This window comes from Methylomusa anaerophila (genome assembly GCF_003966895.1).
In the GTDB taxonomy this organism is placed as follows: Bacteria; Bacillota; Negativicutes; order Sporomusales; family Sporomusaceae; genus Methylomusa; species Methylomusa anaerophila.
Genome location: NZ_AP018449.1, coordinates 25,606 through 45,047, shown reverse-complemented (window position 1 = coordinate 45,047; position 19,442 = coordinate 25,606). Strand labels below are relative to the sequence as shown.

Here is a 19,442-nt window from a genome sequence, read left to right as displayed (position 1 = left end):
AAATTATCTATCTAAAATGCAGCGAGGTAACAATATGGAGACAGCGGATCGGGGCAAAATGCCTGCCACGCCGTATGGAGTTCAGATTAGCGGAATTTCCAAGATGTATGAGCATTATAAAGCATTGAATGATGTATCGCTGACCGTGCGGACCGGAGAGGTTTTTGGCCTGCTGGGACCTAACGGCGCCGGCAAAACAACGCTGATGAAAGCCATTGCCGGCCTGGTGCGGCCTAGCGCCGGCACGATCCGGATTTTTGGCCATAATATAGCCAATGCTAACGACCGCGTGAAGCGATTAGTGGGGTTGGTGCCGCAAAACCATAATCTGGAACGGGAACTTACGATCAAGGAAGCGCTGGAAGTCTATGGCCGGCTGTTTGGCGTCAAACCACTAAAACAAAAGGTTGAACAGACCATTGCCGCATTTGCTATGGAGGGAATGTGCCATAAAAGAGTCGGCATACTGTCGGGCGGGATGGTAAGGCGGGCGCTCATTGCCAGAGCGCTGATGCCGGAACCGAGACTGCTTTTATTGGATGAGCCGACCGTGGGACTTGATCCGGATATTAGGCAGGATATCTGGACGATTATCCGGCAACTGGTTGACCAGGGCATTACGGTGATTATTACCACTCATTATATGGAAGAGGCTGAGCAGTTATGCGACAGGATAGCCATGCTGCGCTCCGGCCGGCTGGCGCTGTTGGATACGCCGGCGGCAATCCGGGAGCGGTTTGGCGCTGAGGCCGGGGTCAGTACGGCGGCCGCTTTGGAAAAAGTGTTTATTCAACTGGCCAGAAACGGTGAATTCTGATGGGTTGGTATGCCGTATTCCGGCGGGAAATGAAGCTGCTCTGGAAAAAGGTCGGTAAAATGGGCTATGTGTTCTCTTTTCTTGTTTCTCCGTTTATCTATCTGTTTGCTTTCGGGCTGGGGCTGGGAGGCAGGGTCAACGTCGACGGCGGGTATCTGCCTTTTTTAGCCGCCGGTATCATCGGCGTGACCGTCATGTTGAACGCCTATCAGCAAACAGCCTCTTCCATCAGCTCCGGCAAGTACTTTCGTCATTTTCAAAATATTATCGTCAGTCCGATTCCGGTAGGTCAGGTAATTTTCGGGATCATATTGGCCGGGGTGGTCCGCAGTTTGCTATTTGGCGCTTTGGTGTTCCTGGTTGCCCTGCTGGCATTCAGCGTGATTGGGTTAAACAGTATGCCGGCAGTTGCCGGCGTCATCCTGGGAGCCTTGTGTTTTTCTTCTTTGGGAGTAGTGGTAGGCATGCTGGTTAATAATCCGGATGACATTTCCATTGTCAACAATTTTTTTATTACCCCCATGACTTTCTTTGGCGGCTCGTTTTTTCCGCTGCATAATCTGCCGGTTTGGCTGGCCGCTATTATGAAATTAACGCCCATTGCTTCGTTAAACACCATGCTGCGGGCCGCCAGCTGGCAGGGCGATGTTTGGTGGGCGGCAGGAGTGATGACGGGTTTAACTTGCATATTTTACGGCTGGGGAGTGTGGTTATATACACGGTATAGTGAGTGAGATGCGCAGGAGGATGAGGTGATAACAAACGAGCAACAGGATTGCTTAGTGCTCGCTCATAATCGCCAATGGCAAAATAAAAAAGAGGTGATGAAAATGAAAATTGCGTCGATAATGTGGGGTTCCTATATGCAGGCGCTAGTTGCGGCCGCCAGGGAAATCGACGGTCTGGAACTCAAAATCTACAGCATGAAAGACATGGGTGAGGCGGAGTGCCGGGAAGCTTTCTTCCGGTATGCCAGGCAGGAGGCTGATGTTCTGGTTATATACGCTAATGCCAATGCCGTTTGGGAGGCCATGTCCGGCGACCTAAAGGAAATATCAACGGTTATACCGGTGGTTGTCTTTGGCAATGCGCCTGCTTTGTTAGTCTATAATACGGTACCCGGGCCGGTAGCCCTCACTGTGCAGCAATACCTAACCTATGGCGGTGAGGAAAACGCCCGCAGCGCTTTGTTCTATGTGCTGAAAGAAGTGCTGGGACAGGATTGCGAGGCAGCGCCGCCGGCGGAATTGGCCTGGCAAGGCATCTATTATCCCGGTGTTGACGAAATAATGGACAGTGCCGGCGAATACCGGAAAAAATGCCCGGGATATCAGCCGGAACGTCCCACGGTAGGGATTTTATTCTACCGCAGCCTCTGGATTAATAAGAACTATGAGATTATTGATTCCATCATCCGGGAGTGTGATGGCTTAGGGCTGAACGCATTGCCGGCGTTTGCAACCGGCAGCGCCGATGCCGATACCGGATCGCTGGGCAACCGGTATGTGATCAATGAATATTTTATGCAACAAGGGCAGCCGGTGATTGATGCATTGATTGATCTGCAATCCTCGATGCTGATTAAACCGGCTGAGCAGGGAGCAACCGGCGATACTGACGGATTTGACCTTTTGCAGCGGATGAATGTGCCCATTATTAAAGGCTTGACGACATACAGCAAGACCGAAGAGGAATGGCGGGCCGACAAGTATGGCATTTCTGGCGCCAGCATGGTGTGGGCGGTCGGTATGCCGGAAATGAACGGAGTTATCGAGCCTATCGTGATTGCCTGCCAGGAGCGTTCGCCCCAGCCTGATACCGGCGGCGCCCTGGAATACCACCGGCCGCTGGCCGGCCGCATCTGTTACTTGTGCCGGCGGGTGAAAAAATGGATTGACCTTAAAAATAAACCGGTTGATCGGCGGAAAGTCGCTTTTATTTTGCATAACAATCCTTGTGTCGGCGCTGAACTATCGGTCGGCGGCGGCGCTAACCTTGACACCCTGGAAAGTGTCGCCCGGATTATGAAAGAGATGCAAAGCCAGGGCTACTCTTTGCAGGAATTGCCCCAAAATGGCGAAGAACTTATCCACACCATCATGGACAGAAAAGCCATTTCCGATTTCCGCTGGACGCCGATTGAGGAGATTGTGCAAAAAGGCGGCGTATTACGATACCTTAAAACAGATGAATACCGGCGCTGGTTTAACGGCTTTCCGTCCGAAGCGCGGCAGGCCATGACTGCCACATGGGGAAATCCTCCCGGTGAAGAAATTGACGAAGTACCTGCCGCCATGGTGTATCAGGGCGATATTCTTATTACCGGCGTGGAATACGGCAACGCCGTAATTTGCGCTCAACCCAAACGCGGTTGCGCCGGACCGCGCTGCGACGGCAGGGTATGTAAAATCCTGCATGATCCGGAATGTCCGCCAACGCACCAGTATGTCGCCACCTATCGTTATCTTGAAGATGTATGGGGAGCCGACGCGTTGGTTCATGTCGGGACACACGGCAATTTGGAATTTCTTCCCGGGAAGGCGTTGGGCTTGTCGGAAAGCTGTTATCCTGAGCTTACCCTGGGTACGTTGCCGCATTTATACATCTATAATACCGACAATCCGGCGGAAGGAACCATAGCCAAACGGCGCAGCTATGCCACACTGGTCGGGCATATGCAGACAGTAATGGTGGAAACGGCAGCCTATGGCGCTTATGATGATTTGGCAGCTATGCTGGGTGAATATCAGCAGGCCTGCACCCAGGATAAAACCAGGGCCAACGCCTTGGAACACTTGATCGCAGAAAAGATTACCCAGGCCAATTTGACTGTCGAAATTGATTTGAATCAAGATTTCCCGGCAATAGTTGAGAAAACCCATGCCGTTCTCAACCGCATGAAAAGCAGCATGCATCAAGACGGCATGCATATTTTTGACTCTATTCCTCAAGGGGAAGGAAGGGTGAACTTCATCCATTCCGTTTTGCGCCACGATACGGAAGAAAGCCGGTCATTCGGTCGCTTGGTAGCTGAACTGATGGGTCTAGACTATGATGCATTGCATGAAACGCCCCATGTTTGGCATGAAGCGTTTGGCAAGACCTACGGCGATTTGCTGCAGGAGATCCATATCTGTGCCAAGAGTTTTATCCGTGAGTTTATTACGGTGAATGGGAGGGGATAGATTATGAATTTATGCCAGGATAATAAAGCCATGTTGGAAATTGCCAATAAGGTGCTTGACGGAAAACAGCATGTTATTCAACGTGAATACGCTGGTAACAACTTATTGGCAATTGCCGGGCGCGTATTGGGAAAATATCTGGTTAATGCGGAAAAGGTTGAGGAATTGGCTTTGTGGCAGGAAAAGACGCTGAATATTGATAATAGAATGTCGGCTTCTAAAGAGATGGACAGCCTGCTGCATGGGTTTCAAGGCGGTTATATCAGCGCCGGTCCGTCCGGGTTGATCTCACGGGGACGTGTCGATATCATGCCGACAGGCCGGAATTTCTACAGCGCCGACCCTGACCGTATTCCCACTCAGGCCGCCTGGCGGGTTGGCCGGCAACTGGCAGCGGCGCTGTTGGCCAGGAATCAGCAGGATACGGGAAAACTGCCGGAAAATTGCGCCATGATACTAAATGCCGGTGATTGCATGTGGACCGACGGGGAACAGGTAGCGCAAATTCTTGCTCTCCTCGGAGTAGAGCCCAAGTGGCTGCCCGGCGGTAAGATAAACGGATTCAAGATTATTCCTTTATGTGAACTTAATCGTCCCCGTATTGACGTAACGTTAAAGATCAGCGGCATACTCAGGGATTGTTTTCCCGGCATTACCGAATTTCTTGACCAGGCCATCAGGGCTGTGGCGGAGTTGGACGAACCGTCCGACCTGAATTATGTGCGCAAGCATACGCTGGAAAACCTGGCTGCCAATCAAAATAACTGGGAACAAGCGACAGCCCGGATTTTTGGCAGCAGACCGGGAACCTATGGTTCCGGCGTCAGTTTGGCGGTTTACGCTTCGGCCTGGAAGACGGAAAAAGACCTGGCGGATATCTATTTGCACTGGAGCGGCTATGCCTACGGCAAAGACAGAGGCGGCAGGGAGGCTCAGCCGCAGCTTGAGTATCAGTTGAAAACAGTGGACGTTACTTATAATAAAGTGGCTACCGATGAATATGATTTGTTTGGCTGTTGCTGCCACTTCTCCAATTATGGCGGTCTGACTGCGGCGGCGCAGATGATTTCCGGCAAGAAAGTACAGACCTATTATGGCGACACCCGTGACCCGGAACGGGCGCAGGTAACCAGCCTGGCGGAGGAAATCAACCGGGTCGTCAGGATTAAGATTCTGAACCCCCGCTGGATTGAAGGCATGAAGCGGCACGGCTACAAGGGCGCGGGCGACATGGCCAAACGCATCGGCCGCATCTATGGCTGGGAAGCTACCACCGGCGCAGTCGGTGACTGGATATTTGATGATATCGCCCGTACCTATGTGCTGGATCATGAAATGCGCGACTGGTTTAAAGAACAGAGTCCCTGGGCCATGGAAGAGATCACCCGGCGGCTGCTGGAAGCGGCGCAGCGCGGCCTTTGGCAGGCAGATCCTGAGATATTGGCTGGAATACAGGAAACATATATGGAGATTGAAGGTTGGATGGAAGAACGGATGGGCGATATTGACGGCGAATTCCAGGGGGGCTCGATTGATATCCTGACAATGGAAGACGTTCCCGCCTGGAAAGCTAAAATGGCGAAATAGGGTACGGTGATTTTTATTAGGGATTATTATTATATATTGACGAAATAGCCGAGCTTGTGTAAGATATTACTTAGTAACGGCAGCTGAAGCTGCCACTGAGTCCGAGTGGATCTTAAATAATAATTTGTAATTAATAATTGAATTGTTGAAAGATTTATGCCATGAAGGTGAACAACCCGTCCCAGTATGCGGGTATGTTTATTTTTCATGGCATTTTTATGTAAAGGGGGTATTTGCTGTAAAGGCCGGTAGATTGATTTGGTTGTTTACCGGTCCCGGGACTTGCCAATTTATTATTCGCGCCATGGAACTGATCATTTGCACACACACAATGGAGGGAAAATAATGAACAAAAAGTGGGAGCACAAAAGTATTGCCTTAGCGATAACGTTAGGTGTGGCGCTGTCTCCTGTAAACCTTGCCGGGGCGGCGGCGGACGGGGAACCGACGTTTGACCTGGATCAAGTGGTGGTTACGGCTACGAAAACGGAGAAAAAGGTGAAGGATGTGCCGGCGGCGGTAGAAGTCATTACCAAAGAGGATATGGATAAAAAAAATATTAAACGGGTGGCTGATGCCCTGACGACGGTTCCGGGGGTCTATGTCCGCCAAACTAAAGGACTCATGGGTTCCACCGATTCGATCACCATGCGGGGCTTTGGCAGTCAGAAGCAGATCCTCATCCTGATGGATGGTCAGCCGATTAACGACGGCTATAACGGCGGCGTCAACCTGGCGAATATTCCTACGGAAAATATTGACAGAATTGAGGTAATCAAAGGGCCGGCATCTGCTTTATACGGTTCTAATGCTATGGGCGGGGTTATTAATATCATCACCAAAGAAAAAGCCAGGCAAGAAACAATTGTCCGCCTGGGCATCGGCGGCCAGGAAACAATCACCAGGTCGATTTTTACCAGCGGCAGCGCCGGCAAACTGGATTACTTCATAACGGCGCAGGGTACTTCTGCCGACGGCTATGAAGCTTATGAAGACTATAAAACCGCCATACCGGGATCGGATAGGGCTAGAAATCCCGGCAAAAACGGCATGGACAGAAAATTGTATGACGGCAAATTAGTGTATCACCCGGATGAGAACAGCAAAATAAGTTTGTCGGGAGGCGACAACCGGTTTAAATATTTCAGTGAGAATGTTGCCGACCGCGGCGTGCGCAATGAGAATATCTGGGCTTTAAATTATGAAAGAAAATTAAGCGGCGACAGTTCTCTGAAAGTCAGCTATGGCGAAAAGGAAATAGAAAGCTGGTACGTATCTACAAGTTACAGTTCCACTACCAATAATGTGTCTTCCTATTCTTATACCCGTAATCCGTCCAAAACCAGCCAGGCGGAAGTACAGTATAACTTCCGAGCCGGCGCCAAAGACTTATTGACCATCGGTTATACTTATAGGTCTGAACAATCGGATTCCCTGGCCAAAACCCTGACCGTCGCTTCCCAGGGCTGGAATTTGGCTGCCGCTACCGCCAATAGTGACAACAATATTGGCGGCAAGACGGAAACCAAGTCATTCTTTATCCAGGACGAACATAAACTGGGGGACAATACCACTCTATATCTGGGCGGCCGTTACGATGACTGGCGTTTTTACGACGGTTACACTTACGGCTATGACAGCACGAGAAAAAGTTATGTAACCAATAATACGCCGGAAGGAAAAGCCGACAGCTTTAATCCTAAGTTAGGATTGGTTCATAAGGTGAATGATAAGCTGACCTTGCGTTCTTCCATCGGCAGGGCATTCAGAGCGCCGAATATCTATGAATTGGCCAAAGACTGGGAAAGCAGCAGCGGCGTAATTTATAAAAGCAATCCTGGCCTACAGCCGGAGAAAGACATAAACTATGAACTGGGCTGTGATTATCAGATTGATAAAACCTTGCTGGCCCGGTTGAATATTTATCACACAGAAGTTACCGACGCAATTGATAAACGCACCTCTACTAATTCTGCCGGCAGAACGGTGTCGCAATTCATAAATTCCGGCGAGGCCAGGGTCAACGGGTTGGAATTTAGCTTGAACAAGCGTTGGAGCGATAGCTGGAATAGTTTTCTTAACTATACTTATACCGATGCCAAGGTGACGGAGAGCATAGCTGCGCCTGAAAACGTAGGCAAGCAAATGGCTGCCGTGCCGAAAAATATGTTTAATATCGGTTTCAATTACGCGAAAGGCCCCTGGCAGGGCAGTCTAACCGGTAATTACGTGAGTGAGACCAATGATCCGAGCAAGCAGGGCCAAACAGGCTACGGGACTTATGAAGCTTACTTTACCGTGGATACCAAAGTATCTTATAAACTATCGGAAAATACGGCTGTTTCTCTTAGCATAGACAATTTGTTTGACAGAAAACATTATATCTATTATGTAGCTCAACCCCGGACAACCTATCTGGAATTGACTCACAAATTCTAATTTTTAGTTAGCCATGAAGATTAATTGTCGGACATGGTGTATGTCTAATAATTCTTCATGGCTTTTTTGGTCTAACAGAAAAGTATAAGTGCTTTCTGTTGACATAAGCGCAACCAACGGCTGTCCCTTTCCCTTAGGCTCGGCGTAGCCGGGTTTTCTAACAAATTTAGTTCAAATTATGGGAGGTTTTTATCATGAATTACATTAGTGATCCACAGGCAATAGAGACCAGGAGTATGGAAATTATCGCAGCGCATCTTGCCGGACTTAAGTTGACTGATCAGGCTGTCAAAGTGTATTCCCGCATTATTCATGCAGCCGGCGACCCGGATTATGCCAAAATCATCAGTATTCACCCGGATGCCATCGCTGCCGGGATGCAGGCGCTAAAACAAGGTCAATCCATTTATTGCGATGTGGAAATGGTCCGCACCGGCATTAACAAGCGGCGGCTGGCCGAATTCGGTGGTGAGGCGCATTGTCTGATTGCCGACCCTGGAATTGCCGAACAAGCCAAACAAGCAGGCATTACCCGTTCTATGGCTGCCATGCGCGCTTTTGCCGGCAAACTGGACGGAGCTGTTCTGGCCATCGGTAATGCGCCGACCGCCCTATTTGAGGTAATAAAAATTATGCAGGAGTCTCAACTGCGTCCCGCGCTCATTGTCGGCGTCCCCGTGGGCTTTGTCGGTGCCGCTGAGTCCAAGGAATATCTCGTGCGGAATTCGCCCGTACCGTATATTACCGTTCATGGCAACAAAGGAGGCAGTCCCATTGCCGCGTCCGCAATTAATGCCATGTTATACATGCTGTGAAACTCCATTCTAAAGAAAAGAGGTGAGTTTTAGCGAGAGTTTGGTCCTAAATTGTACCTTCTCTCACTAAAGATAATTTTATGAAAAAGATTACCGCAGTGGTCTGGCACAGTTACGCCACAGTCATGAGAAAGGCTGGGGCCGCCCTGAAAGACACTCTGGATATCAAGGTGCACTCGGCTCGTTTCCTGGAAGAAGGCAAGGAGGATATTGACAAACTATATCAGGAAATGGAAGAAACCGACTTGCTGTTCTTCTATCGCTCTTCCGAGGAGGGCGTCTGGTCCGGCATTGAGGCCAAACTGGCGGCCTTAAATAAGCCGGTGGTTTGGTCGGGTAATGATCCTACCTATTGGACCATGTCCAATGTGCCGATGAGTATCCCGGCCAAGTGCTACAGCTATATCACCCAAGGCGGGGAAGAGAACTTTAACCAGATCTTTTTGATGCTGGCAAAAGAAGCCTTGCAGCTTGATGTTTCCTATCAAGAGCCTGCAATATTCCCCTGGGAAGGAATTTACCACCCGGTTGCCGGAAAAATCTTTTCCACTACGAAAGACTATTTTTCCTGGTATCAAACCTGGCGGGCAGATTTTGCGGCAAGGCCGACTGTCGGATTATTGTTTAGCCGCAGCTATTGGGTCAACAGGAATACCGCCGTCGAAGATATGGTCATTAACGCCTTGGAAGCAAAAGGATTCAATGTTATGGCGGTTTTCTGCTATTCGGTCAAAGATGCGGGTTTGGGAACAAGAAGTCCGGGGGAAAGTGTCCGCGACTATTTCATGCCGGCAGGTAAACCGGTCATTAACGCCCTGATCAAGATGATTGCCTTCTTCCTGGAAAGCGGCCGGCAGGATGTGGCTCAGGCTAACCAGGCCGTAGCCGGGCAGGGGGTGGCCCTGTTGACTGAACTCGGGGTGCCGGTATTCCAACCGGTGGTATCCAATTTTAAGACCGTAGCGGAATGGATCGATGATCCCCACGGCCTGAGTACGGATATTGCCTGGACCATTGCCATGCCGGAATTTGAGGGAGTTATTGAGCCGTTGTACATTGGCGGCGTGAAACGTGACGGCGGCCTTGAGACGCGTATGCCGGTGGAGGAGCGCGTGCACAAGCTGGTTGACCGGATCAGCCGCTGGCTTCGACTGCAAAGAAAACCGGCCGCTGAGCGTAAAGTAGCCTTCATCCTGAATAATAACCCTTGCGTTTCCGTGGAAGCTGCGGTAGGAGGCGGAGCTCATCTCGACACCCTTGAAAGCGTTAGCCGCATCATGCACGCCATGAAGGAAGCCGGGTATTCCGTTGAGCCGCCGGCCAGCGGCAAGGAAATGATTGAAACCATTATGGACCGGAAAGCCATTTCCGAATTCCGCTGGACAACTGTTGATGAGATTGTGAAAAAAGGCGGCGCAGTCAAACTGATGGACAAGGAGGAATACTGCCGCTGGTTCGATACCCTCACGCCGGCTGTGCGAAAGCGGATGATTGACGCCTGGGGCAACCCGCCGGGGGAAGAAATTAACGGCGTTCCGTCGGCTATGGTTTATCAGGATAAAATCGTAATTACCGGCGTTGAGTACGGCAATGCGTATGTGGGCGTTCAGCCCAAACGGGGCTGCGCCGGTTCCCGGTGCGACGGACAGGTATGCAAGATCCTCCATGACCCGGATATTCCGCCGCCCCATCAATATATGGCGACATACAAATACCTGGAGGAACAGGTGGATGTCGTTGTCCATGTAGGAACTCACGGCAATCTGGAGTTTTTGCCCGGCAAAGGAGTGGCTTTGTCCCAAAACTGCTACCCGGATTTAGCCATTGGCGCCATTCCGCATTTATATATCTATAATGCCGATAATCCGCCGGAAGGAACCATTGCCAAACGCCGCAGCTGCGCCACCCTGGTCGACCATATGCAAACCGCTTTGATTCAGGGCGGGCTGTATGACGAACTGGCGCAGCTGGACCAATATCTGGCTGAGTACGAAAAAGCGAAAATTGCTGATCCGGCCAGAGCTCACACCTTGGAACACATGATTTTTGATGAAATTGAAGCAGCCAATCTGGCTGAGCAGATTAAGCTTGATAAGGACCATGACAATTTTGCGGCAGTGGCGGAAAAGGTTCATGCCATCCTTTCCACCGTCAGAAACACGCAAATCCAGGATGGGCAGCATATTTTCGGCGATCTTCCCGCCGGTGAACGGCGTATCGACTTTATTAACTCCATCCTGCGTTTCGACAGCGGTGACGGCGTTTCCCTCCGGCGGGCTGCGGCGCAATTGATGGATCTGGATTTGGCTGAATTGCTGGCTGACCAAAGTAAGATTTGCCCCCGCTATGGCAAACCCCACGGGGCCCTGCTGGAAGAAATCGACGGCTTTTGTAAAGCCTTTCTGGTGCATTTTGTTGCCGGTCAAACCATCGCGGCCGAGCTTGCCGGACAGATCATGCAAGACCGGTATGTCATTCCCGCGGCTCTTCCCGGTTTAAATAACCTCTTGCCGCGAGTCACCGACCTGAATGCCAGAATCGAAGCGTCGAAAGAAATTGAGTCGCTCTTGTCCGGCTTTGACGGCAAGTACATTCCGGCAGGTCCGTCCGGTCTTATTACCCGGGGCCGGGATGACGTCCTGCCGACCGGCAGGAATTTCTACTCCCTGGATCCCCACCGGGTGCCCACCAAAGCTGCCTATGAGATTGGCAAACGCCTGGCCGACAAGGTCATCGAGAAGCATTTGGCCGAGGAGGGCCGCTATCCGGAGAATATTGCCGTCTACTGGATGTGCAATGATATTATGTGGGCTGACGGTGAAGGCATGGGGCAGATTATGTACCTCCTGGGCGTACGACCGAAGTGGCTGCCCAACGGCCGGGTAGCGGGCATCGAGGTAATTCCTCTCCCGGAACTGGGACGGCCCAGGATTGATGTAACCATCAGGGTATCCGGCATTACCAGGGACAATTTCGCCAACTGCGTTGCCCTCCTGGATGAGGCCGTTCAAGCCGTGGCGGCGCTGGATGAACCGCTGGACCGGAACCTGGTCAGAAAGCATACCCTGGACCAACTGGAGGGTAAGGAACCCGGACAAATTGCGGCGCAGGAATGGAGAAACGCCACCTACCGGATTTTTGCCTCCAAGCCCGGCACCTATTCCGCCGGTGTCAACCTGGCGGTATATGCCTCAGCCTGGAAAGAAGAAAAAGATTTGGCCGAGATCTTTGTATTCTGGAACGGTTATGCCTATGGCAAGGACACCTTTGGTCAGGAGTCGTTCCGGGAATTGCAGTCCAGCCTGAAAACCGTGGATGTGACCTACAACAAGGTAGTCAGCGACGAATATGACCTGTTCGGCTGCTGCTGCTATTTCAGCACCCACGGGGGTATGACGGCGGCTGCCCGGGCAGCTTCCGGCAAGGACGTGAAAACCTACTACGGCGATACCCGGGAGCCGCAGCATGTGGAAGTGCGCAGTTTAGCCGATGAAGTGCGCCGGGTTGTCCGGACCAAGTTGTTGAACCCGAAATGGGTCGAAGGCCAGAAACGTCATGGCTACAAAGGCGCCGGAGATATTTCCAAACGCGTCGGCCGCGTATTCGGCTGGGAAGCTACTACCCAGGAAGTGGACGACTGGATTTTTGACGACATTGCCAGGACCTTTATGCTGGATGAAGAAAACCGCCGGTTCTTCCAGGAAAACAATCCCTGGGCCATGGAAGAAATCGGCCGCCGGCTGCTGGAAGCCAGTCAAAGAGGGTTGTGGAATGCTGATCCGGAGGTGCTGGCAAATCTAAAAGAAACCTACCTGGAAGCAGAGGGTTGGCTGGAGGAAAACACCGGCGATGTGGAGGGGGATTTTCAAGGGGGCGCCGTTGACATTATGACAACTGAGGATGTTGCCGACTGGGGCGCTAAAATGAATGCAGTAAGAGCTAAACTAGCCGCAAAAAATAAAGAATAAGATTTTTGCCGGCACAACTGCCCGGCTGGCAGCAAAAAATAGGGAAGGTGAAAAAATTGCCGGACGATAGCAGCAGTATTTCTCCTCGTGCCGATGCAACCAAACTTAAGGCGATATATGCCAGGCAGACCGGAAAGAAATATTTTATTATCGTAAGTTTAATCCTGCTTATGGCAACACTGGCCCTGTTTTCCATTTCCATCGGCGCTGCTTCGATTAGCACCGGTGATGTGGTTAAGGCCATTGGCAATAAGCTGTTCCACACCCAGTTCGAATATGCCAATAATCTGGCCGACACTATTGTGATGAAACTCAGGCTACCGCGGGTATTATTGGCGGTTCTTACCGGAATCAGCCTGGCCGGCGCCGGCGCAGTCATGCAGGGTATTCTCCATAATCCGCTGGTAAGCCCTTATACTTTGGGGATGTCGGGGGCCGCATCGTTAGGGGCAGCCGTTGCCATTGTTCTGGGGAAAGGCCTGTTGGGGAGCAGTTTTGTCAGTATGGGCCCTTGCTTCATTGCTTTCAATGCGTTTATTTTCGGCTTTGTCACCATCTTCATCATCATTGGTTTTGCCCGTATGAAGGGCGGTTCACCGGCAACGCTGGTTCTGGCCGGAGTCGCTTTAGGCTATATTTTTTCCGCCGGCGTATCGGCCCTGAAATATTTTTCCAATAATGAGGCCTTGAAAGATCTTGTTGTTTGGCTAATGGGCGGCATGTGGGGAGCAACCTGGCAGTCGGTAAGTTTACTGGTGCCTATTGTAAGCATATCCATGCTGATTTTGCTAAGTTACGCCTGGGACATGAACGCACTGTCGGCAGGCGAAGCGGTGGCAATCAATCTGGGGGTGAATATCAAACGGTTGCAGTTCATTTGTCTTACAGTGGCAACCCTGGCTGCTTCGGCTACTGTTGCCTTTACCGGCATCATCGGCTTTATCGGCCTGATTTCGCCCCACATATCCCGGATGCTGATCGGCAGCGACAACCGGTTTTTAATACCCTGTTCCTGTATTATGGGGGCTTTAATCTTACTTTGCGCCGATACCGTAGGCAGGACGGTCATTTCCCCGGTAGAGATCCCGGTCGGTATCGTAACAGGTTTGCTCGGCGGTCCTTATTTTCTCTATATGCTTTTAAAGAAAAAACAATTTTACTAAAAAACGGAGAGAAAAGAGAAAAGAGAAAGAAGGCGGTTGCATGAATATCGCAGTGCAAAATGTTTGTTTTGCCTATAAAAGCCATCCTATTTTGCAGGATGTGAGCCTGGAAGTGCAAAAGGGGCAGGTTGTGAGTATCGTCGGTCCTAACGGCGCCGGAAAATCCACCCTGCTAAAGTGTATGGTCCGCTTGTTGAAACCGCAAGCCGGCGCTGTTTATCTGGATGGCAAGGATATTGCCGGGAAGAAATCTCAGGAATTGGCCAAAGCTATGGGTTATATTCCCCAAAACGTCAAGGATGCCTTTCCTTTTACCGTGCTGGAAACCGTGTTGCTGGGAAGAAAACCTCATATAACCTGGGAAGTAAACGATGATGATTTTCGCGTGGTTTCCGAGGTAATGCATTTTTTAAAGATAGAAAATTTGGCTGAACGGCCGCTTGACCAGTTAAGCGGCGGACAGAAGCAAAAAGTATTTGTAGCCCGTGCCTTGGCGCAACAGCCGGAAATATTCCTTTTTGATGAGCCGACAAGCAATCTTGATATACGGCATCAATTGGAAGTTTTTGCTACCATTAAAAGATTGGCGGCGACCGAAGGGCGGACGGTAATTGTGGTAGTTCATGATTTGAATCTTGCCGCCAGGTTTTCCGATACATTGATAATGCTGAAACACGGTTCGATTTACGCGGCGGGAAAGCCGGCGGAAGTGATTACCGAAGCCAGCCTCCGGGAAGTGTACAACGTTTCGGCTGCAATCGTCGAAACCCAATACGGCTGTTACGTCTTGCCCATTGAGCCGTTAGCGGAAACTACCGGGTGAATCCCGCGGATTGTTCTGGTCCAATAGTCGGAGGGGTATACATTATGATAAAAAAAATATTCTGGATTATTCTGGCGGCTGCGGTTATACTGCTGCTTGGCGGCTGCAACGGGCCGGAGACGACCGAAAATCCGGCCGATTCCCCTGCTGCGAACGCCGCCGTTAAAGATTCAGCGGGCAGAGAGATCAAAATGCCGGCAAACCTGAAACGGGTGATTGTTCTTAACTCATCGGCATTTAATATGATTACCGCAATTGGGGCTGCCGACACTATTATTGGCGTAAATGACAGTACGCAAAAATCCGAAGCGGCTGCTGCCGGTAAAGAGGCTTTTGGATCATTTATGCAGCCTTATGTAGAGAAAATAATTGCGGCCGGACCGGATGCGGTAATTGTAAACAGTATGATGAACTCCACGCAGGTAAAACAGCTTGAAGACGCCGGTATAACAGTTATATCTCTGGAGTTCTATCTGCCCTCCATCTTGCAGGATGAAATCGTGACATTAGGCAAACTGTTCAACAGGGAGGCCCAGGCGCAAAAGTATGCGGACTTTATTATGAAGTACCGGAATCTTATTGAAAGCCGGGTAAAAGATATCAGGCCGGAAAATAAGGTTGCCGTATATTTTGAGGGTTATAGCGAGTACTCTACCGTAGCGCGGGGAAGCGGCGGCGACGAGCTGGTTACCGGGGCCGGCGGCATCAATATTGCCGGCCGGGAAACAGTTAAGTATCCGAAAGTGAGCGCTGAGTGGGTACTGGAAAAAAAAACCTCAGGTGGTTGTAAAGACCATTTCCAGCAATAGTAAGGCAATGGGAGAGGGCTTTACAGACAAGACCGCGGTGCAGGCTGTTTATGACGGCATAATCTCCCGGACCGGCTGGAATGAGTTAGCGGCGGTTAAAAACAATAAAGTATTGTTATTGGCGCAGAATATTGGCACCACTCCGGAGGGAAGCATTATCGGCATGCTTTATATGGCCAAAACCATGTATCCGGATAAATTTGCGGATATTGACCCTTATGAGGTATATAAACAGATGGAAAAGGAATTTTTTAATATTGATCCAAAGGGAATTATCGTGTTTCCTTAATAGCGCGACCATGACGTTAGCGGAAGAGTCATCAAATGAATAGCGGCAGTTGGACGGGGCTATACTAAAACAAACATTTCATCTGGAGGGATACAACGATGTCTTGTCAAAACCAAAATATACCCCATGACCACTCCCATGGATATATTCCGGAAGGGCACGATCATACGCATAGTGATGCAAGCCAGGTGCCGCACGGCCACACGCATGAGTTTGAGCACCTCGAACCGGCGGGCGTTAACATGCAGGACCATGCCCATAACAGCGAGAACGTTCATAATCACATACATGCTCATGTGCATACTCATGCCCACAGTCATCCGGGTATTGGTGAACATGCCCACCCGCATGTTCACTACCACAGCCATCCCCATGCCCATGACCACGGTTACGACGGGAACATGAAAGAAGACGGGCATAGCCATACCCACTGATTATAATTGTTTTTGTTATTTGAGTTGGTGAAAAAAATATTTATCTTTACAATATTTCTTTGATATGCTAAGATTTTAAATACTATAGGATAGTTAAAAGTGCGGAATATGAAATCCGCCGGCACAGAAGTTGCTTTTTTGCTGCTAAAGATGATAATTTGCCATCAAAGGTATGAAACCGTTATGGGTATGGAAACCCTGGTTCATACCTTTTTAATTTTCAATATTGACAGCAAGCGGAAAAGAAAAAGAGAAAAAGGAGGATGAAATTTTTCGATGAAAGCGCGGAGTGGGATTTCCAAACTGACGATCAATAGAATGGTGATATATTATAATACTTTAAAGAACATGTTAGAGGAAGGAGTGGAAATTTTTATTTCTACGGAACTAGGGCGGCGAACCGGCATTGGTCCCTCACTTATTCGCAGAGACTTATGCAATTTCGGGGATTTTGGAACTAGAGGGATGGGTTACCGGGTTGAGTCTTTGATGGAGTGGATCGGAGCCATTTTGGGATACGACGCCATTTGGAACATTGCAGTTGTCGGGGAAGGCTTGCCTTCCCTGGTATTAAGCCACTATTACAACTTTTTGCCGCCGGGTTTCCAAATTAAAGCTGCTTTCGACTTGGATGACCGGTATCATAATCTGGTGTTGCCGGACTTAGGCCTGGCGATTGAAGGCCTGGAAAAACTGAATACCACTATCCGCAAGAAAAAAATAACGATTGGTCTCGTCGTTACCGGTCCGCAAGATGCTCAACCTGTTACCAACCGGTTAATTGAGGCAGGAATCAGCGGCATAGCCAATTTTTCTCCGGTTCCGGTCATGGTGCCGGATAATATAGCATTGACGCAGATCAATCTGAGCACCTATCTCAGCCAGCTTTCTTATGATCTAAGCGACTTGTCACCTGAGGGATCGCCCCAAAGAATGGACGGAAATGAACGGCGTTATGCTTTAGGATAATTACTCCCAGACAGGAGGTGTAATATGGAAAAGAATAGTACATATTTTGATCGCTTGGCAGAACAATGGGACACAACCAGAATGCAGGATAACGGGAAAATAACTCAATTGGTCAAGTTAATCGGACTTTGTCCGGGGAACAGAGTTTTGGATGCAGGCTGCGGAACCGGAGTTCTATTGCCTTTCGTAAAAAAAGAGATAGGTTCTGACGGCCATATTACTGCTTTGGATTATTCAAAAAACATGATTGCCCGGGCTGTATCCAAATACGGCGACTTGGGTGGAATTAATTTCCTGGTCTGCGACATTATGGATTTTGTTAAGGATGTTGGGGACGCTTTCTACGATGCCGTCATCTGTTTTAACTTTTTCCCGCACATCCAGAATAAGCCAAGATTTTTCTGTTGCGTATGGGAGATGCTGAAAGCTGAAGGCAGTCTTATTATCATGCATGATATATCCCGCCAGACGGTAAATGGCATTCATCAAGGCAGCAAGGCGGTTGAAAACGATTTGCTGCCGCCGGGAGAAACGGTGAAAGACTGGCTTCTCAAGGCGGATTATGCGGTACAGTTGGTGATTGACAGCGATGACCGGTATTTTGTTAAGGCAGTAAAAGGCGATAAGCGGTAAACTTTACCACCCCCGGGTATATTCTTCGGTGCAGGCCAGGCAGGCAATTTTGCCGTTTTTGAGGCGGGCGCGGGCTTCCATTATTTTTTCACCGCAGTATTCACAGATAACCGAACCAAAAATCTTGGCTTCCGACGGTAATTCGAGATCAACTTCCCGGACTTTGAACAGTTTTTCCGGCGGAGTAGTCAGCATGCTTTCCACCCTTTGCTGCTGCAGTTCACGCCAGGCGGTTTCCTGTTCCGGGGTGGCGCTGCCGCCGAATACCGCATTGCGGATTTCTTCCTGTTCCCTGGACAAGGGGGCAATTTCGCCGGTCATAACAACTCGAACCGCTTGTCCCGTCTGACGGTTGCCAATGGTGTAAGCCTGCTTGCCGTGATCTTTGAAAATCAGGTTGCCTTTGCCAATGGTGCAGCCTAAAAGCGACTGAACGGCGTCAATACCGCAGGCGTCGCATTCCACAATGGCAACCAGCTCTTCGTCAACTGCCCGCTCAACCTTTAAGTGCTCAAGGGCCAGTTTGGACGCGAGATAACCGATTGCCAGCCCCGGGCAGCAGTGACCATGGAACTCGATAGCCTTTTGGTAGTCGGCAGGATAGTTTGAATACATTTTGCATTCCTCCATATTTGTTTTTTAGTATTTCATAATGACAGCTAAAAAAGGTATGGCTATCTAAAGGGGGTATCTTGTTCCCCAATAGAAGGCTTCATACCTTCATTTTCCACGCATATTTATTTATCACAATTATTATCTATTATCCTATGAAATACCCGGTAATGTCAACGGTTTTTACGTGGCCGCAGCTAAAGGACAGGTAACGATTCCGAAAACAATTCGGGAATTATTAAACTTAAATGAGGGTGATCGGGTTGCCTTTATAGAAGACGATGGCAAAGTGATGATTACTAAGGCCAACTTAATTGCCTTACGCGAACTACAAGATGCCCTAAGTAAAGAGGCTCAGGAGAAAGGCATTACCGAAGAAAAGTTTTTAAATGAATTGGAAGTGGTTCAAGAGGAAATGTGGAGTGAACGAAAAAAATAATGCCTTGCGAGTATTTATCGATTCCAACATCCTGGTGTCGGCTATTTTATCCAGTAAGTAATGGTATTACAGATGCTTATATACAAAGTAGTCAAGTCAAGTATCTATGAACCTTTTGTGGCTAATTGGTAAACGGAGAAAGAAGGATCCGTACCATTTTGGATGGCAGGTGATATTGTGTATGTTATTCTTGTCTATGATGGGAATGAAAAACGGGTAGGCAAGGTTTTGAAAAAATGCCGGTAATATTTGAACTGGGTGCAAAATTCAGTTTTAGAGGGAGAGATTTCGGACGCGAACTATACTAAGCTGACTATGGAACTGAACAAAATTATTGAGAACGAAGAGGATTCGGTGATTATTTACAATCTGCGGACGACCAAGTATTCAACGAGGCAATTTCTCGGGCACGAGCGGGCCAGTACGAGTACTATTATTTGAATCCGAAATTTGTCGTCGA

18 protein-coding genes are annotated in these 19,442 nt (G+C 49.5%); 16 read left to right on the top strand and 2 right to left on the bottom strand.

Annotated features, from left to right (window positions below):
- Nucleotides 1-34: 34 nt before the first annotated feature.
- The 11 genes from MAMMFC1_RS00170 (at nt 35) to MAMMFC1_RS00125 (ending at nt 15,895) form a co-directional block, all read left to right on the top strand.
- A complete protein-coding gene (locus MAMMFC1_RS00170) occupies nt 35-817 on the top strand; it encodes an ABC transporter ATP-binding protein (RefSeq protein ID WP_232035590.1) in 783 nt (260 codons plus the stop codon).
- The gene (locus tag MAMMFC1_RS00165) at nt 817-1,551 is read left to right on the top strand and encodes an ABC transporter permease (protein WP_126305546.1); all 735 of its coding nucleotides are present in this window, start codon (nt 817-819) and stop codon (nt 1,549-1,551) included. Before MAMMFC1_RS00170 ends, MAMMFC1_RS00165 begins: the two co-directional genes overlap by 1 nt.
- A gap of 18 nt (nt 1,552-1,569) precedes the next feature.
- Nucleotides 1,570-4,002 (top strand): cobaltochelatase subunit CobN, encoded by a 2,433-nt coding sequence (locus MAMMFC1_RS21910; RefSeq protein WP_197723872.1) that lies wholly within the window; start codon nt 1,570-1,572, stop codon nt 4,000-4,002.
- A gap of 3 nt (nt 4,003-4,005) precedes the next feature.
- Nucleotides 4,006-5,589 (top strand): cobaltochelatase subunit CobN, encoded by a 1,584-nt coding sequence (locus tag MAMMFC1_RS21905; RefSeq protein WP_197723871.1) that lies wholly within the window; start codon nt 4,006-4,008, stop codon nt 5,587-5,589.
- Nucleotides 5,590-5,934: 345 nt separating this feature from the next.
- Nucleotides 5,935-8,028, top strand: coding sequence for a TonB-dependent receptor plug domain-containing protein (locus tag MAMMFC1_RS00155; RefSeq protein WP_126305545.1), 2,094 nt, complete (start codon nt 5,935-5,937; stop codon nt 8,026-8,028).
- 194 nt (nt 8,029-8,222) lie between these two features.
- A complete protein-coding gene (locus MAMMFC1_RS00150; protein ID WP_126305544.1) occupies nt 8,223-8,843 on the top strand; it encodes a precorrin-8X methylmutase in 621 nt (206 codons plus the stop codon).
- 80 nt (nt 8,844-8,923) lie between these two features.
- Nucleotides 8,924-12,811: a cobaltochelatase subunit CobN gene (gene cobN, locus MAMMFC1_RS00145; RefSeq protein WP_126305543.1), complete on the top strand. Its 3,888-nt coding sequence runs from the start codon at nt 8,924-8,926 to the stop codon at nt 12,809-12,811.
- Nucleotides 12,812-12,816: 5 nt separating this feature from the next.
- Nucleotides 12,817-13,974, top strand: a complete 1,158-nt coding sequence (locus tag MAMMFC1_RS00140; RefSeq protein WP_232035589.1) for a FecCD family ABC transporter permease — start codon at nt 12,817-12,819, stop codon at nt 13,972-13,974.
- Nucleotides 13,975-14,014: 40 nt separating this feature from the next.
- Nucleotides 14,015-14,797 carry an ABC transporter ATP-binding protein gene (locus tag MAMMFC1_RS00135; protein ID WP_126305542.1) on the top strand — a complete coding sequence of 261 codons (783 nt, stop codon included), beginning with the start codon at nt 14,015-14,017 and terminating at the stop codon, nt 14,795-14,797.
- Nucleotides 14,798-14,841: 44 nt separating this feature from the next.
- Nucleotides 14,842-15,606: an ABC transporter substrate-binding protein gene (locus tag MAMMFC1_RS00130; RefSeq protein WP_126305541.1), complete on the top strand. Its 765-nt coding sequence runs from the start codon at nt 14,842-14,844 to the stop codon at nt 15,604-15,606.
- Complete coding sequence (locus MAMMFC1_RS00125; protein ID WP_126305540.1) at nt 15,578-15,895, top strand: TroA family protein; 318 nt, start codon at nt 15,578-15,580, stop codon at nt 15,893-15,895. Before MAMMFC1_RS00130 ends, MAMMFC1_RS00125 begins: the two co-directional genes overlap by 29 nt.
- Nucleotides 15,896-15,954: 59 nt before the next feature.
- Here the strand turns inward: MAMMFC1_RS00125 and MAMMFC1_RS00120 are convergent, their stop codons facing one another.
- Complete coding sequence (locus MAMMFC1_RS00120) at nt 15,955-16,320, bottom strand: hypothetical protein (RefSeq protein ID WP_145987589.1); 366 nt, start codon at nt 16,318-16,320, stop codon at nt 15,955-15,957.
- 108 nt (nt 16,321-16,428) lie between these two features.
- Here MAMMFC1_RS00120 and MAMMFC1_RS21210 point away from each other — a divergent pair, with 108 nt between their 5' ends.
- The 3 genes from MAMMFC1_RS21210 to MAMMFC1_RS00110 are packed head-to-tail and all read left to right on the top strand — an operon-like array spanning nt 16,429 to nt 17,931.
- Nucleotides 16,429-16,596 carry a hypothetical protein gene (locus MAMMFC1_RS21210; RefSeq protein ID WP_158618581.1) on the top strand — a complete coding sequence of 56 codons (168 nt, stop codon included), beginning with the start codon at nt 16,429-16,431 and terminating at the stop codon, nt 16,594-16,596.
- A 9-nt stretch (nt 16,597-16,605) separates the two neighbouring features.
- Nucleotides 16,606-17,298, top strand: coding sequence for a redox-sensing transcriptional repressor Rex (locus MAMMFC1_RS00115; RefSeq protein WP_126305538.1), 693 nt, complete (start codon nt 16,606-16,608; stop codon nt 17,296-17,298).
- 24 nt (nt 17,299-17,322) lie between these two features.
- On the top strand, nt 17,323-17,931 hold the full coding sequence (locus MAMMFC1_RS00110; protein WP_126305537.1) for a class I SAM-dependent methyltransferase: 609 nt from the start codon (nt 17,323-17,325) through the stop codon (nt 17,929-17,931).
- A 3-nt stretch (nt 17,932-17,934) separates the two neighbouring features.
- Here the strand turns inward: MAMMFC1_RS00110 and MAMMFC1_RS00105 are convergent, their stop codons facing one another.
- The gene (locus MAMMFC1_RS00105; protein ID WP_126305536.1) at nt 17,935-18,546 is read right to left on the bottom strand and encodes an FmdE family protein; all 612 of its coding nucleotides are present in this window, start codon (nt 18,544-18,546) and stop codon (nt 17,935-17,937) included.
- A gap of 184 nt (nt 18,547-18,730) precedes the next feature.
- On the opposite strand from MAMMFC1_RS00105, the gene MAMMFC1_RS23005 reads away from it, so the two are divergent.
- Nucleotides 18,731-18,982, top strand: coding sequence for an AbrB/MazE/SpoVT family DNA-binding domain-containing protein (locus MAMMFC1_RS23005; RefSeq protein ID WP_126305535.1), 252 nt, complete (start codon nt 18,731-18,733; stop codon nt 18,980-18,982).
- A gap of 258 nt (nt 18,983-19,240) precedes the next feature.
- Nucleotides 19,241-19,423, top strand: a complete 183-nt coding sequence (gene cas2, locus MAMMFC1_RS00095; protein WP_197723869.1) for a CRISPR-associated endonuclease Cas2 — start codon at nt 19,241-19,243, stop codon at nt 19,421-19,423.
- The last annotated feature ends 19 nt before the right edge of the window (nt 19,424-19,442 follow it).